This window comes from [Mycobacterium] manitobense, from assembly GCF_025821665.1.
Taxonomy (GTDB): domain Bacteria; phylum Actinomycetota; class Actinomycetes; order Mycobacteriales; family Mycobacteriaceae; genus Mycobacterium; species Mycobacterium arseniciresistens.
In genome coordinates this window covers 1-15032 of the sequence record NZ_JACKSJ010000024.1, presented here as the reverse complement: position 1 = coordinate 15032, position 15032 = coordinate 1, and the positions used below count along the sequence as shown (strand labels likewise).

At 69.4% G+C, this 15032-nt stretch carries 16 protein-coding genes and 1 pseudogene; 5 read left to right on the top strand and 12 right to left on the bottom strand.

What is annotated here, in order from left to right; genetic code table 11:
- Positions 1 to 4: 4 nt before the first annotated feature.
- The 6 genes from mftF to mftA all read right to left on the bottom strand — a co-directional run bounded on the left by mftF (position 5) and on the right by mftA (position 5139).
- Positions 5 to 1417, bottom strand: coding sequence for a mycofactocin biosynthesis glycosyltransferase MftF (gene mftF / locus H7I41_RS02850; protein WP_264011052.1), 1413 nt, complete (start codon positions 1415 to 1417; stop codon positions 5 to 7).
- Positions 1414 to 2172 (bottom strand): mycofactocin biosynthesis peptidyl-dipeptidase MftE, encoded by a 759-nt coding sequence (mftE, locus tag H7I41_RS02845; protein ID WP_264011203.1) that lies wholly within the window; start codon positions 2170 to 2172, stop codon positions 1414 to 1416. The genes mftF and mftE overlap by 4 nt, the downstream gene beginning before the upstream one ends.
- Before the next feature lie 120 nt (positions 2173 to 2292).
- The gene (gene mftD / locus H7I41_RS02840) at positions 2293 to 3486 is read right to left on the bottom strand and encodes a pre-mycofactocin synthase MftD (protein ID WP_264011051.1); all 1194 of its coding nucleotides are present in this window, start codon (positions 3484 to 3486) and stop codon (positions 2293 to 2295) included.
- Between the two features lie 2 nt (positions 3487 to 3488).
- The gene (mftC, locus tag H7I41_RS02835) at positions 3489 to 4709 is read right to left on the bottom strand and encodes a mycofactocin radical SAM maturase (protein ID WP_264011050.1); all 1221 of its coding nucleotides are present in this window, start codon (positions 4707 to 4709) and stop codon (positions 3489 to 3491) included.
- A complete protein-coding gene (gene mftB, locus H7I41_RS02830; protein ID WP_264011049.1) occupies positions 4706 to 5041 on the bottom strand; it encodes a mycofactocin biosynthesis chaperone MftB in 336 nt (111 codons plus the stop codon). The genes mftC and mftB overlap by 4 nt, the downstream gene beginning before the upstream one ends.
- A 2-nt stretch (positions 5042 to 5043) precedes the next feature.
- Complete coding sequence (mftA, locus tag H7I41_RS02825) at positions 5044 to 5139, bottom strand: mycofactocin precursor MftA (protein ID WP_264011047.1); 96 nt, start codon at positions 5137 to 5139, stop codon at positions 5044 to 5046.
- Positions 5140 to 5231: 92 nt separating this feature from the next.
- On the opposite strand from mftA, the gene mftR reads away from it, so the two are divergent.
- The 3 genes from mftR to H7I41_RS02810 all read left to right on the top strand — a co-directional run bounded on the left by mftR (position 5232) and on the right by H7I41_RS02810 (position 7753).
- Positions 5232 to 5891 carry a mycofactocin system transcriptional regulator MftR gene (gene mftR / locus H7I41_RS02820; protein WP_264011046.1) on the top strand — a complete coding sequence of 220 codons (660 nt, stop codon included), beginning with the start codon at positions 5232 to 5234 and terminating at the stop codon, positions 5889 to 5891.
- A 93-nt stretch (positions 5892 to 5984) separates the two neighbouring features.
- The gene (locus H7I41_RS02815) at positions 5985 to 6464 is read left to right on the top strand and encodes an RNA polymerase sigma factor (protein ID WP_264011202.1); all 480 of its coding nucleotides are present in this window, start codon (positions 5985 to 5987) and stop codon (positions 6462 to 6464) included.
- On the top strand, positions 6461 to 7753 hold the full coding sequence (locus H7I41_RS02810) for a VOC family protein (protein ID WP_264011045.1): 1293 nt from the start codon (positions 6461 to 6463) through the stop codon (positions 7751 to 7753). Before H7I41_RS02815 ends, H7I41_RS02810 begins: the two co-directional genes overlap by 4 nt.
- Positions 7754 to 7805: 52 nt before the next feature.
- Here the strand turns inward: H7I41_RS02810 and H7I41_RS02805 are convergent, their stop codons facing one another.
- Both H7I41_RS02805 and H7I41_RS02800 read right to left on the bottom strand, forming a co-directional pair.
- Positions 7806 to 8987 (bottom strand): NAD(P)/FAD-dependent oxidoreductase, encoded by a 1182-nt coding sequence (locus H7I41_RS02805; protein WP_264011044.1) that lies wholly within the window; start codon positions 8985 to 8987, stop codon positions 7806 to 7808.
- 37 nt (positions 8988 to 9024) lie between these two features.
- Positions 9025 to 9492, bottom strand: a complete 468-nt coding sequence (locus H7I41_RS02800) for an Rv2324 family transcriptional regulator (RefSeq protein ID WP_264011043.1) — start codon at positions 9490 to 9492, stop codon at positions 9025 to 9027.
- 113 nt (positions 9493 to 9605) lie between these two features.
- Between H7I41_RS02800 and ddaH the strand changes: the two genes are divergently transcribed.
- Positions 9606 to 10454 carry a dimethylargininase gene (ddaH, locus tag H7I41_RS02795; protein ID WP_264011042.1) on the top strand — a complete coding sequence of 283 codons (849 nt, stop codon included), beginning with the start codon at positions 9606 to 9608 and terminating at the stop codon, positions 10452 to 10454.
- Complete coding sequence (gene rocD, locus H7I41_RS02790; RefSeq protein WP_264011040.1) at positions 10427 to 11671, top strand: ornithine--oxo-acid transaminase; 1245 nt, start codon at positions 10427 to 10429, stop codon at positions 11669 to 11671. The genes ddaH and rocD overlap by 28 nt, the downstream gene beginning before the upstream one ends.
- 9 nt (positions 11672 to 11680) lie before the next feature.
- Here the strand turns inward: rocD and H7I41_RS02785 are convergent, their stop codons facing one another.
- The 4 genes and pseudogenes from H7I41_RS02785 to H7I41_RS02770 all read right to left on the bottom strand — a co-directional run.
- Entirely contained in the window at positions 11681 to 12535 is an 855-nt protein-coding gene (locus tag H7I41_RS02785; RefSeq protein WP_264011039.1) for a mycofactocin-coupled SDR family oxidoreductase, read from the bottom strand.
- Positions 12536 to 12604: 69 nt separating this feature from the next.
- The gene (locus H7I41_RS02780; protein WP_372503651.1) at positions 12605 to 13435 is read right to left on the bottom strand and encodes an SHOCT domain-containing protein; all 831 of its coding nucleotides are present in this window, start codon (positions 13433 to 13435) and stop codon (positions 12605 to 12607) included.
- A 110-nt stretch (positions 13436 to 13545) separates the two neighbouring features.
- On the bottom strand, positions 13546 to 14379 hold the full coding sequence (locus H7I41_RS02775) for a cutinase family protein (RefSeq protein ID WP_264011037.1): 834 nt from the start codon (positions 14377 to 14379) through the stop codon (positions 13546 to 13548).
- A gap of 93 nt (positions 14380 to 14472) precedes the next feature.
- A pseudogene (locus H7I41_RS02770) lies at positions 14473 to 15032 on the bottom strand (hypothetical protein); the annotation flags it as partial.

The window sequence follows — 15032 nt, the reverse complement described above, 5'->3', positions numbered from 1 at the left end:
GCGGTCAGGTCCGGATCTGCGGCTTCAGTGCGCCTGCGTGCCGCTCGCGGACCACTCCGGTCCACAACCCCAGTCCGTAGGCGATGTCGTCGAGACGCTTGAGCAGCAGGTACGTCAGCAATCCCACCGGTCTGGTGTCGTCGTCGGCGTTGCCCTTGCGGGCCAGCCAGTCCGCCACCCCGTCGACTATCGCCGCCACCAGCACCGCCTGCCTGCACCGCGGCGACAGCAGCGCCGCCACCAGCGCCACCGGCCAGTAGTGGCGGCAGATCGCCGAGGCCAGCTGAAGGGCGGCGGCCCACAGCCCGTGCGCCGCCACCGCGGCGACCTCACCCGGCTCGGTATGGACCGGGCGCAGCGAGTTCGCGATCCGGCGGCCGGTGACACCGGCGACCAGCAGCGACGCCAGGAAACCCGCGTAGGAGCCCATCGCCAGCAGCAGCCAGGCCGCCAGACTCCATCCCGAGATCACCAGCGGAGCGGTCTTACCGGGATGGCGCACCGACAGCGGCGCCGCCGACTCGCCGTAGAATGCCTTGCGCAAGAACCAATCCCGGATATGTGTCCGATGGTCGTGGCCCACCAGCGCGATCGGCTCGTAGCGCAGCCGGGCGCCGGCCTCGACCAGCCGCCAGCACAGGTCGACGTCCTCGCCCGAGCGCATCGTCTCGTCGAAGCCACCGAGCTCGGTCAGCACCGCCCGGCGGCAGATGATCGCGGCACTCGGGACGTAGGACACCGCTCCGTACGGCACCACCGGCGCCTCGCGCAGCCCGAGGTCGAGCGACGAACGCACCGCCTCGTACCGGGCGACCACGTTGTCGGGCTGGCGGAGGCCGACGATGCGCGGGGCGACCAGGGCCACCGCCGGATCGCAGAAGTGGCCGAGCAACGCCTCCAGCCAACCGCGGCGCGGCACCACGTCGGAATCCAGGAACGCCACGTAGTCGGTGTTGCTGGCCACCAGTCCGGTGTTGCGTGCGGCCGACGGCCCCCGGCATTCGGGGTGCCGGATCACCTGCACGTCGCAGTGCATGCCGGCGAAGTCGGACTGCTGGACCGGCACGGCCGACCCGTCGTCGACGACGACGACCCGCAGGCCACGCAGCGCAGCCACCAGTCGGTGCAGCCCAGATGGGTTGTCACGCACCGGGACGACGACGGTGACGTCGCGATGCGACGGTCCGCTGGCCGGTCTCGGATGGGCGACGGTCGCGTCGAGGAGGGTGCGGGCCAGCTGCGCGCTGATCGCGTCGTGCACCTCGAGGCGGCCGCCGGTGAGCATCGTCTGCGCCGTCGGGGCCAGCCGGAGCAGCCTGGTCGGTGAGCCGCCGAGCAGCGCCGAGCCCTCGCCGAGCACCTTGACGCGCCGATCCACCTGGACCGCGAAGCCGTCGGGAAGCCGAGGACCGGTCACCTCAGCCGTCCGTCCCGGTCGGGTTGCCACCGCGCGACCCGCCCGGCGCAGCCCGCGACCATCTCGGCGAAGATCCTGGCGCCCTCGGCGGCCGTGGCCGTCGTCGGGTCGCCGAGCACCCCGACCTCGCTGACGGCCGCGACGCCCCCGGTGCGCATTGCAGGCATCAATTCGGCGAGCGGCGCGGTGTTGCCGGGAACCAGCTCGTCGACGCGCACGTCGCTCGGCGAAAGATGGAGCAGTACCGACGTTTCGGTGTGACCGGCATGTGCATCGGCATTCTCGGCGCTGCACGGGCACCAGGCGACGTCGCGCCCCTCGTAGCGGAGCAAAGCGGCCGCGGCCGAAAGTGCCTCGGTGTTTCCGCCGTGCCCGTTGACGAAGACCAGTTGCGATGCCCACCTCGCCGCCGACCGGCCGAACTCCACCAGCAGCAGACGCAGGGCAGAAGTGCCGATCGACACCGTGCCGGCAAACCCCTCGTGCTCCCCGCTCGCGCCGTAGCTCAACGCCGGACCGAGCAACCACTCACCCCCCGGGGCCACTCGGAGTTGCTCGGCAACGCCTGCGGCCACCGCGGTGGCGATCCGGGTGTCGGTGTCCAGCGGCAAATGGGGTCCGTGCTGCTCGATCGAACCGATCGGGACGATCAACGCCGAGGACGTGTACTGCAGCCGCCTCGACGTTGAGTTCCCAAGCTCGCTGGGGGAAGCCACCCGCCGATGGTAGGCCGAATTAACCTGGTGTGCGCCGATTGTTGGCGTATGCGCAGCAATTGATTTCACAACTAGATTGCCCGGCGCCGAAGGTCCCACCCCGTGAGCCTCTCAGGCCACCCCTGTCACAGCGGCGGGCAGGTGCGGGACGGGCTGGCCTCAGGTGTCAGTACCAGCGGAGACGCCGAGAGCACGGGTGAAGCCGTCGGGTATCAGGATGTCCTCGGGCGTCAGATCGTGGATCGAGGATTTGCCCAGCGCCATCAGCCCCGAGTCGATGCCCCCGCGAAGAATGTCGAGCACGTTCTCCACACCCGCCTGGCCGTTGGCCGCCAGACCCCAAAGATAGGCCCGGCCGATCATGACCGCCCTGGCCCCGAGGGCGACGGCCTTCACGACGTCGCTCCCGCGCCGGATCCCGCCGTCCAGCAAAACCTCGACCTGGTCGCCGACGGCGTCGGCGATGGCGGGCAGGCAGCGGATCGCCGCCGGGGTGCCGTCCAGGTTGTTGCCGCCGTGGTTGGACACGGTGATCGCCGAAACACCCGCATCCACCGCGCGTTTGGCGTCGTCGACCCGCACCATGCCCTTGAGCAGGAACGGGCCGCCCCACTGCTCGCGCAACCAGGCGACGTCCTCCCAGGTCGGCGGCGGGGTGCCCATCCACTGCCCGTAGGCCTCGAAGAACGTCGGGCCGGGCTCACCGCGGCGACCCTGATTGGGAACCCGCAGGTCCGGCGGGCGCAGCGTCTTGGCGAAGCTGTAGAACCAGCGCGGCTTGGTGATGACCTCCGGCGCCATCTTCACCATGGTCTTGAGGTCCATCTGCTCCGGGATCTTGGGGCTGCCCCAGTCCCGGCCGTGGCTGAAGCTCCAGTCGGTGGTCAAGATCAGACCGACCGCGCCGGCTTCGCGGGCACGCACCATGCGGGCCAGGATCTCGTCGCGGCTGCCCAGCCAGTAGATCTGGAAGAAGATCTTGTCGTTGACGGCGACGACCTCCTCCATCGGCTTGCTGGCGAACGAGGACAGTCCCATCGCGGTGCCCCGCGCCGCGGCGGCGCGTGCCACGGCGACCTCGCCGTCGGGGTCGATGGCCTGGACACCGGTCGGCGAGATGACGACGGGCATCGAGATGTCTTGTCCCATAACCGTTGTCGCCATGTCGCGCTTCTCGGTGGCGCCGATGACGTGCGGCGCGAAGCCAAGTTCTGAGAAGGCCTCGACGTTGTCGGATACCGAAACGCCCTTCTCGCTCGCCGAGATCAGCGACGAATACGCGGACTTCGGCAGGCGCTTCTTCGCGCGCTGCTGGGCGATGGCGACGGTCTCGAACCAGGTGTCGCGGGCCATGGTTACACCGGACTTTCGTTACACAGCCGGGCGGGCGGCTTGGTCAGCAGTTTGAGCGGTATCGGGCCTTGACCGGACACCTGACGGGTGCCCCGGGAGTGGTCGCCGCTGGGCCGCGGCTTGGCCCGCTCCTGCGCGAGCGCGGGCGCACCGAAGCCCTGGACGCACTCCGGGTCGGGGCCGTCGAGCGGCAGGCCGGTGAAGAACTTGGCGGCCATGCAGCCGCCTCGGCAGCCGTCGTAGTGCGCACAGCCCGAGCAGGCGCCCGCCGATTGCGGCTCCCGCAGTTCGCGGAACAGCGGCGCGTTCTTCCATACAGCGGAGAAGCCTGTGCCGAATCCGCGGTCTTCCAGGATGTTTCCGGCCAGGAACTTGTCGTGGATCGCGAACGGGCACGCGTAGACGTCGCCGACGGGATCGATAAGGCACACCACCCGGCCGGCGCCGCACAGGTTGAGCCCTGCGAGTGCGCCCGGCTCACCGAGGCCGGACAGGTGGAAGAAGGAGTCACCGGTGAGCACCCGCTCGCCCTTGGCGACCAGCCAGTTGTAGAGCTGTACCTGCTGTTCGGCGGTGGGATGCAACTCGTCCCAGACGTCGGCCCCGCGACCGGACGGACGCAGCCGGGTGATGCGCAGGGTGGCGCCGTAGCGGTCGGCCAACGCTTTGAAGTCGTCGAGTTGGTCGACGTTGTGGCGGGTCACCACCACTGAGATCTTGGCGTCGGAGAAGCCTGCGGCCTCGAGATTCTCCAGCGCGCGCACCGCCATCGCGAAGGATCCCTTGCCGCGCACCGCGTCGTTGACCTCCGCGGTGGCGCCGTCGAGGGAGATCTGCACGTCGACGTAGTCGCTGGTGGCCAGCTTGGTGGCCACCTCCGGGGTGATGCGCACCCCGTTGGTGGAGAACTTCACCCCGACGTGGTGGGCGGTCGCATAGTCGACCAGTTCCCAGAAGTCCGGGCGCACAGTGGGTTCGCCGCCACCGATGTTGACGTAGAACACCTGCATGCGTTCGAGCTCGTCGATGATGTCCATGCACTGCCGGGTCGACAACTCGCGCGGATCGCGCTTGCCCGAAGAGGACAGGCAGTGCACGCACGCGAGGTTGCAGGCGTAGGTGAGTTCCCACGTCAGGCAGATCGGCGCGTCCAGGCCGTGCTCGAACTGCTCGATGAGGCGCGGAACGGGGGCATGTCCTCGGGAAACGAGTGTCTCAGTCACGGTGTCTGGCCCTCCCGGGTCACGAGCATCTTGGACTGGGCCAGCACGCCCAGTGCGTGCAGGTAAGGCGCCTGCTGCGCATCGTCGATTCCGGCTGCGCGGCAGGCGGATCGGATGTCGGGGTGGTCTTCGAGCGAGGTGACCACCTCGACGATGGTCCGGTTCTTCAGGAACGACAGCTTGCGGGTGCCGAAGTGATAGAGCAGCGCCCCGAACGATTCCGGCCGCACCGCCACCTGGTGGTGCAGCCGCCAAGCCACGTCCGGATCGAACCCCGCGTCGGGCCTCGGACCGGAATCCGGGCCCGGCCGGGCACCCGCAGCCGTCGTCATGATCAGTAGACCCCGCACATCCCGTCGATCGAGACCTCTTCGACGAGGGTCTCGGTGACGAGCTCGGTGTCGGCTTCGACGTTCTGATTCGGTTCCATAACCGCCGCCTTTCGTGTGGACTGGTTCTCGACAGGTGTGACCGAGATCGCAAGAATATGGCATCGAGTGCCGAAATGGAAGGGTGGGTTGGATGCGGGACGACTCGGCACCCCACCCACAGGCCGGCGATGTCAAGCGCGGCGTGGGCCGGCGCCGATCCACCACGGGCGACCACATCACCGACGTCGCGCTCGATCTGTTCGCCGCCCGGGGGTTCGACGAGGTCAGCGTCGACGACGTCGCCGCCGCGGCCGGCATCGCCCGGCGCACCCTGTTCCGCTACTACCCGTCGAAGAACGCCATCCCGTGGGGCGACTTCGACGCCCACCTGGACCGGATGCGGGCCCTGCTGGACGCCGCCGACCCGCAGGTGCCGATCGGCGACTCGCTGCGCGCGGCGCTGCTGGCGTTCAACCGGTTCGACGAGGCCGAGACGCCACGACACCGGCAACGGATGCGCGTCATCCTGCAGACCGATGCGCTGCAGGCACATTCGATGACGATGTACGGCGGTTGGCGTGCGGTGGTGGCGGAGTTCGTGTCCCGCAGACTGGGAGCGAAACCCGCCGACCTGGTACCGCAGACCGTGGCGTGGACGATGCTCGGCACCGCACTGTCGGCGTACGAGCACTGGCTGGCCGACGAGTCGGTGTCACTCGCCGACGCGCTCGACGCCGCATTCGACACGGTCAGCGACGGCTTGCGGGCCCTCGACCGGGATCCATTGAGGCCGGAGAGAAGAAAAACGTGATCGGGGCGTCGGAGTTCGGGCTCCGGTGGCGACGTTGAGGGTGTGAGCGTCCCATCCGGGCGGGCCGATCCCGCTCAAGCGCCGCAGCGTCTGATGGCGCTGTACGACGAGGCGTTGCCGTCCGTGTACGGCTACTTCGTCCGGCGCTGCGGCGACCGCGGCACCGCCGAGGACCTGACGTCGGAGACCTTTCTGGCCGCCATGGACGCGGCCCGCAAGGACGTTCCACCGGCGATCTCGGTGCCGTGGTTGATCGGGGTGGCACGGCACAAGCTCGCCGACCACTATCGCCGCCGGCATGACCGGTTCAGCGTTCCGGTCGCCGAGCTGCCCGAACCCGTGGACCCGATCGACCACTGGGATGCCGAACTGGACCGCATCGTCGCCGAGAGCGTGCTCGCCAGGCTGCCCGAACACCACCGGACCGTACTGGCGCTGCGCTACATGGACGACTGCTCGGTACCCGAGTGCGCCGAACTGATCGGCCGCACGGTGCACGCCACCGAGGCGCTGCTGGTGCGGGCCCGCCGCGCATTCCGCACGCACTACCCGGAAGGAGGGACCCCGTCATGAACAACGACCACGATCCGTTGGCCGCACTGCACGGCGACGACCTTCCGGTGCAACCCGATCCGGCGTTCGCGGCACGGCTGCGGTCTCGCCTGGAATCGGCGCTCACCCTTCCCCGTCAAACCTCAGGAGTTGTCATGAGTGGCACCGACACCGCAATCGCCGAACTGAACGAGACCACCGCTGCACCGGCGGCCGCATCGACCGTCCCCCGCTCCGCCGCACTGCCCTACCTCGCGGTCGCCGACGGCCGGGCCGCCATCGACTGGTACGTCGACGCCCTGGGCGCGACGTTGGTCGGTGAACCGATCGTGATGGACGACGGCCGCGTCGGCCATGCCGAGTTGGCTTTGTCCGGCGGGGTGTTCTACCTGGCCGACGAGTATCCGGAACTCGGACTGAGAGCGCCGGATCCGCAAGCGGTTTCGGTCAGCCTGATGATCGCCGTACCCGATACCGACGCCGCCCTGCGCAGGGCCCGCGACCGCGGCGCCCGGGTGCAGAGCGAGGCCTATGAGCAGCACGGCTCGCGGGGCGCATCGATCACCGACCCGTTCGGCCATCGGTGGATGCTGTCCGGGCCGCTCACCGGCGCCGCCACCCCGATCCAGCACGGTGACGTCGGCTACGTCTCGTTGTGGACGCCCGACGCCGATCGCGCGGCCGCCTTCTACGGCCACGTGCTGGGCTGGGCCTACGACCCGGCGACTCACCAGGTCACCAACACCGGCCAGCGCATCGGCATCTTCTCCGTCGCCGACCGCAGCACGCTGTTCTGCTGCTACGCCGTCACCGACCTCGCGGGCGCGCGGCAGTCGATCCTCGACGGCGGCGGAACCGTCGACGAGGTCCAGCAGTTCGACTTCGGCGCGGTGCTCGGCGCCACCGACGCCTCGGGCATGGCGTTCGCGGTGTACCAGCCCGCACCCGGTGAGCCGCGGCCCGAGCTCAACGGCGGTGGACCGGGCGAACTCTCGTACATCACCTACCAAGTGGAGGACTCGGCGGCGTTCAAGTCGTTCTACAGCCGGGTGTTGTTCTGGACGTTCGAACGGGGCCGCGTCGACGACGGCTGGGGCGTCACGGGCCCGCACCCGATGTCGGGGATGGCCGGCGGGAGCTCCACCCCAACCACCGTGCCGATGTGGACGGTCGCGGACATCGACGCGGCCGTGCGGCGGGTCGTCGAGGCCGGTGGCACCGTGATCGAGCAGCCGGCACGCCAGCCCTACGGCGTCACCGCGCAGTGCACCGACGACCAGGGCGGCCGCTTCTACCTCGGCGAGTTCTAGGGATTTCGGCGCGGAAACGTTCGCTGAGCGACGGTTTCCGCGCCGAAATCACTCAGGGCTTGGGCAGGACGTCGGCGATCGGGGCGCCGTTGGCGATCTTGCCCCTGGTCTTCATGACCTTGCCCGGCATGCCGCCGCCGACCACACCCGCGACCACACCGTCGCGCTCGTAGAACGCCAGGAATTTGCGGCCGTCGTCCTCGACGACGTGCACGATGTCGTCGGCCTCCGGCTCGCCGAGGCACTGGATCTTCACGTCGTACTGGTCGCTCCAGAAGTATGGCACGCTGACCACCTGGGGCACGTCCTGCCCGAGCATCGCCGGCACGAGGACCCGGGCCTGGTCGGCTACGTTGCTCCAATGTTCAACGCGCACTTGCTGACCCACGGTGTCGCGCCAGGACGCCACGTCACCGATGGCCCACACGTTCGGGGCGCTGCTGCGGCCCTGCGCGTCGCAGACCACGCCGTTGTCCAGTGCGATGCCGCTGCCCTCGAGCCAGCCGACCGCGGGGGTGGACCCGATGCCGACGACCACCAGGTCGGCCTCCACCTCGGCGCCGTCGGCGAGCACGACCTTCTCGACCTTGTCGGCGCCGACCACTTCCGACACCCCGACCCCGCACCGCACGTCGACGCCCTCGGCGCGGTGCACGCGGGCGACCAGCTCGCCGATCTGCTGACCCAGCACGTTGGCCAGCGGCGCGGGCTGCGGCTCGACCAGCGTCACCTCCACCCCCATGCTGCGCAGGCTGGCCGCGACCTCGCAGCCGATGAAGCCGGCGCCGACCACCACCGCGCGCCGTGCCGATCCGGCCTCCTGGCGCAGGGCGAGGCTCTCGTTGAAGTTCCGCAGCACGTGGATGCCCGCGAGATCAGGGAACGACGGGATGCGCTTGGGCACCAGACCGGTGGCGATCACCAGCTCGTCGTAGCCGATTTCGCGGCTGTCGGTCAGCGTCAGCGTCCTGGCGGCGGTGTCGACGGACTTCGCCCCGGCGCCGAGCAGCATGGTGATGTCGTTCTCGTCGTAGAACTCGGCCGGCTTGAGCGTGACGTCGTCGGTCTCGCTGCGCAGTACTTCCTTCGACAGCGGCGGCCGGTCGTAGGGCAGATGGTCCTCGTCGCTGACGATGGTCACCGCCCCGCTGAACTGCGAACGACGCAGCTGCTCGGCGGTGCGAGCGGCCGCCAGGCCGCCGCCGACGATGACGATGCCCCCTGAAGTGCTCACGTGGGAGTTCTACACGATGACGCCCGCCACATGCACGTCACCCTGTGCCTTCGGACACCTCCGGAGCGGCGCGCTCGATCAGGTTCGACAACACCACGATGCTCTCGCTGCGCTCGATGTCCGCACTCGCCCGGATGCGTTCCAGTGCCTGTTCCAGGTGCCGCATGTCGCGCGCGAGCACGTGCAGGATGGCGTCGGCGGTGCCGGTGACGGTGGCCGCGCTGACCACCTCCGGGATGTCGACCCACGCCGCCCGCAGTTCGTCGGGCGCAATTGTGCCGTGGCAGAACACCTGTACGAAGGCCTCGGTGTTCCAGCCGAGCGCGCTGCGGTCCACGACGGTGGTGAACCCGCGGATCACCCCGTCGTCGAGCATCCGGTCGACCCGCCGCTTCACCGCGGGCGCCGACAGGCTGACCCGCTGGCCGATCTCGGCGAACGTCGCCCTGGCGTGCTCCGCCAGTTCGGCCAGGATCCGCTCGTCGGTGCTGTCCAGACGGTCCATGATCGCCTCCGCGCAATAGATTGCTGACATAGTATCCGTAGCGCAACAGATCACCGGTGTACAAGCAATAGGCAGCGATTGATTGCACAACCGCTCGCTTCTATGGTCGATCCATGACGTTGTCTGCTGCCGACGCCCCGGTCGCCGCCCTGCCCGACGCACGAATCGCCAGAACCCGCCGCTACGCCATGACGGCGCCCACCCACTTCGTCGTCGAGTACGCGATCAACCCCTGGATGGACACGACCGTTCCGGTCGACACCGCCCTCGCCGTCGCCCAGTGGGACGTCCTGCGCCGTACGTACGAAAGGCTCGGGCACACGGTCGAACTCGTCGACGCCCGCGCCGGTCTGCCCGACATGGTGTACGCCGCCAACGGCGCGGTGGTGGTCGGAGACAACGCCGTCCTGGCCCGGTTCGCCTACCCGCAGCGGGCTGCCGAGTCCGCCGCCTACGCCGACTGGCTCGAGCAGCGCGGCTTCGCACCGGTGCACACCCGCCACCTCAACGAGGGTCAGGGCGACCTGTTGATGATCGGCCCGATGATGTTGGCCGGGTATGGCTTCCGCACCGACCGTCGCGCACACGACGAGATCGCGGACATCCTCGACGTGTCGGTGCTGAGCCTCGAACTCGTCGACCCGCGGTTCTATCACCTCGACACCGCACTCGCGGTGCTCGACGACACCACGGTGGCCTTCTACCCGCCGGCGTTCGCCGACGCCTCCCGGACCCACCTGCTCGAGGTCTTCCCCGATGCGATCGAGGTGGCCAGCGCCGACGCCTTCGCCCTCGGCCTCAACGCGGTGTCCGACGGGCTCAACGTGGTGCTGCCCGCCGCCGCCACCGGCTTCGCCGGGCAACTCCGCGACGCCGGCTTCCGTCCCGTCGGCGTCGACCTCTCCGAGCTGCTCAAGGGCGGCGGCTCCGTCAAATGCTGCACATTGGAGGTACACCCGTGACGATCGTGGACTTCGAGACGGAGACCCGGCGCGCCATCGCCCTCGACGACCGCCATGTCACCCACAACTACTCACCGCTGCCGGTGGTCGCCGCGCACGCGGAGGGGGTGTGGATCACCGATGTCGAAGGCCGTCGCCACCTCGACTGCCTGGCGGCCTACTCGGCGGTGAACTTCGGGCATCGCCACCCCGAGGTGATCGCCACCGCGCACGCGCAGCTCGACGCGGTGACCCTGGTCAGCCGCGCGTTCCACTCCGACCGGCTCGGCCCGTTCTGCGCCGCGCTGGCCGCGATGTGCGGGAAGGACATGGTGCTGCCGATGAACAGCGGCGCCGAGGCCGTCGAGAGTGCGCTCAAAGTGGCCCGCAAGTGGGGCACCGACGTCAAGGGGGTCCCCGCCGGCCTCGGCAACATCGTGGTGGCCGCCAACAACTTCCACGGCCGCACCACGACGATCATCAGCTTCTCCGACGACGAGACAGCCCGCCGCGGATTCGGCCCGTACACACCGGGATTCCGTTCGGTGCCGTTCGGTGACGCCGACGCATTGGCCGCCGTGATCGACGAGCACACCGTCGCGGTGCTGCTCGAGCCGATCCAGGGCGAGGCCGGCATCATCGTCCCGCCCGCCGACTACCTGCCGCGGGTCCGGCGTCTGTGCACCGACCGCGGTGTGCTGATGATCGCCGACGAGATCCAGTCCGGGCTGGCCCGCACCGGCCGCACGTTCGCCTGTGACCACTGGGATGTGCGGCCAAACGTCTACCTGCTCGGCAAGGCGCTCGGCGGCGGGGTGGTGCCGCTGTCGGCGGTGGTCGCCGACCGCGACGTGCTCGGGGTGCTGCACCCCGGCGAGCACGGTTCCACGTTCGGCGGCAACCCACTGGCTGCCGCCATCGGCAGCACGGTCGTGGCGATGCTCGAGCGCGGCGAGTACCAGGAGCGTTCGGCGCACCTGGGCCGCGTCCTGCACGAGCAGTTGCGCGGGCTCATCGGCCACGGCGTCCTCGAGGTACGCGGGCTGGGCCTGTGGGCCGGCGTCGACATCGATCCGGCGCTGGGCAGCGGGAAGCAGATCAGCCTGCGGCTCGCCGAGCGCGGCGTCCTGGTCAAGGACACGCACGGCTCGACGCTGCGATTCGCTCCCCCACTGGTGATCACCGAAGACGAGATCACTTGGGCGGTGGACCAGTTCACCGCCGTGCTCACCGGCTGAGCGGGGAGGTCAGTACTTCATCACGCCGCGGTCGACGGCGATCTGGCTGCCTGACAGCGTCGCCGATCCGTCGCCCGCGAGCCAGGCCACCACGTCGGCCACCTCGTCGGGCGACATGAATTCCTGCAGACCCTTCTTGCCCTCGTGGTTGACGGGGTGCAGCGGCATCGGCGCGAAGCTGTGCAGGAAGCTCGGGTGCTTGCCGAACACCTCCATCATGGCGTCGCGCTCGACCATGGGCGTGTCGATCGAATAGGGGTGTATCGAGTTGACCCGGATGCCGAATTCGCCCGCCTCGAGCGCGAGGCCGTTGGTCAGCGCGGTGAGTCCGTGCTTGGACGCGGAGTAGTGGCCGTTGCCGGGCGTGGCCTTCAGACCGGCCGACGAGCTGACGATGATGACCGAGCCTCCGTTACCGGCCTCGATCATCGCAGGCAGCGCCGCCCGGATCGTTTTCCACGTCCCGTTGAGGTTGACGTCGATGACGGTGTGCCACTGCTCTTCCGACATCTCCCAGAGCCGCCCCCAGCTGAGCACACCGGCGTTGGCCACCAGGATGTCGAGCCGGCCGAACTGCTCGACACCGTCGGCCACCACCTGCTGCAGCGCGGACAGATCGCGGATGTCGACCTCCCGGGCGAGCACCTTGCGGCCGGTCGACTCGACCGCACGCACCGTCTCGGCCAGTTCCTCGGAGGTGGCAGGCGGGTAGGTGATCGTGTCGGAGACCGGGGCGCAGATGTCGATCGCGATGATGTCGGCGCCGTCGGCGGCCAGCCGGACCGCGTGCGCCCGGCCCTGGCCCCGGGCGGCCCCGGTGATGAATGCCACTCGACCGTCCAGGGGTCCACCCGATGCAGTCACCGCTGCTCCTTTCGCGATTACGCGATCAGGCTAACAGCCGAACTGGAACGTGTTCTAGGTACCGCCGAGTCAGAGGTCGGCGATGATGGCCTGGCGCTTGGCCGCGTACTCCTCCTCGGAGACCGAGCCCATGGCCCGCAGCGTCTCGAGTTCCTGCAACCGGGCCGCGGTCGACTGTTGCGGCGGGGCGACCGCCGCGGCCGGCGACGTGGGACCCGAAGGTGCGGGCGCTGCCGGCATGACGCCCGGTGCGCCCTGCGCCGGCGCCTGCCGGGCCGCCGCCCGCCGGACGATGTCCTGCACCTGTTGCCGGGCGGCCGGATTGGACCGCAGGTCGATCATGTTGTTCATGCCGATGTTGTGGGCCTTGAGGATCTGCAGGATCTCCATCAGCGGTTCCGCCTGACCGGTGAGGTCGTAGGTGCGGTTGTCCTCGGCCACCGTGAACGTCGCCGGCATCAGCCCGCCGATCAGACTGCTTCTGTCCCAGTCGATCTGATACTCGTTGGTGGCCGGATCGACCAGCACGGCCAGCCTCCGGTTGGTGATCATCGGCAACCGGCCGATCGACGCGACCACCCGGTCCTGGCTGGCGAACGGCGCCAGTCCCGGACCCGAGATGTTCAGGTCCAGCTTGACCAGCGGCTGCTCGTTGATCCGCGTGTTGGTGTCGTGGATACCGGTGATCTGGGCCAGGGCGAGCACGCCGCCCGCCTCGAGCGCCTGCGTCTTCGCCGCGCGCTGCGCGTTCCACGACGCCAGCGCCAGCGCGACCAGTACGTCGACGACGGTGATCAGCAGGCCGGCCCAGAACATCCAGGCGACGTACTCGCTTCGGCCCATCGCGAAGTAGACACCGAGGAAGATCGGTCCGACCAGGCCGCCGCACAGCAGGACCATGACCTGAGCTTTGATGTACCGCCACAACATCTGCCACACCCCTCGTCTGACACGTCGCGTGTCAGACTAACGCTCACCGGCGCTTTTCGAGTGGTGTCTTCCAGGGTGCCTCAGGACGGCAGCGAGACGTCCTGCACGGGGTTCTGCGGGGCCGGGAGCGTCGACGACACCAGCTGGTACAGCGGCGAGGTCCAGACGTAGTCGCCGGCCGTCGACGTGGCGTAGCTGGTGTGGACAGCCACCGCGAGCGGGTTCATGGTGTCCTCGGCCTCGGGGTCGTAGTCGCACACCGCGTCGCCGAGGTCGCACACGCTGATCGTCCGGCTGCCGACAGCGGGAGGCAGCGGTGCGGGCGCATGCGCCAGGATCGGCCAGTCCTGCGCGACGCCCTTGCCGGCGCCGGGCACGGACGACACCGAGCCGAGGTTGAGCGTCGGGTCGGCTGGCAGCCGGTCGCCGTCGGCGATCAGCAGCGACGCGGCGAGGTTCGGGCTGGCGGCCAGCGCGTGCAGGTTGCGGTGCACCACCATCGCGCCCTGCGAGTAGCCGGCGAGCACCACCTTGGTGGTCGGGCACTGCTGCACGAACGCCGCGTACTGGCTGCCCAGCGCCGCGGAGCCCTCGTCGACACTGTCGATGAAGCCGGACCAGTCCAGGATCCCGCCGTCCTCGGGGACCTCCGTCGCCGGGTACACGACGGCCTCGGCCGTCATGGTGCGGCCGTCCTGCTGCAGCTGGCGATCCAGGTCGAGCATGGACCGGTAGACCACACGTCCCATGCCCTCGTTCAAGGTGACCTCGGCACCGCGCTCACCGGAGCCGGCGGCACCCATCCAGTGCACGTCCGGGCATGCGGGTTGCGCCTGGGCCGCACCGGCCATGCCGATGACGGCGGCGCCCCCGAGAGCGGTGGCACCGACCAGCGAAACTAAACGACGAAACACGAGACCCCGACCCTTTCCGGCCGTCGCGCGGCCACTGCGAGATATATCGCCGGTCGGCCGGACGTGTTACAGGTGGGACGGATCACGCGAGCATCAGAACGGGAAGCGTGGCGGCGGGATGCTGCGCAGGAAGTCGAGGTTCGGCGGCGGCGGCATCTGCGGCGGCGGAATGCTCTGCAGGAAGTCCAGGTTCGGCGGCGGGATCTTCGTCACATCGAGGTTCGGCGGTGGGAACCCTCGCAGGAAGTCGAGGTTGGGCGGCGGCACGTTGCGCATGAAGTCCAGATTCGGCGGCGGCAGCGTGAAGAGGTCGAGGGCGGGCAGGGAATTCGGCATGCCAGGCCCGGTGGTGAGAGCCGGGAGCAGGAGTGCGCCGAGGGCGGCTTCCGGCGTCTGGGGACCGCCGGCCCAATTGCCGTTGCCGTTGGCGATGATCATGGCGCTCAGGATGTCGACCACCCCGTTGCCGACCCAGCCCGCAGTGCCGGTGACCGCACCGACGACGGTGTCGACCGTGCGCTGCGCGTCGACTCCCGCCGGTACCTGCGCCGGCGACCAGAAGTTCTCCGGCCGGACGGGTGTGAAATCGAAATTCGGACGCGGGGCCGGCTCGGGGCGCGGGGCGGCGGCGGGGCGCGGGGCGGCGGCAGGGC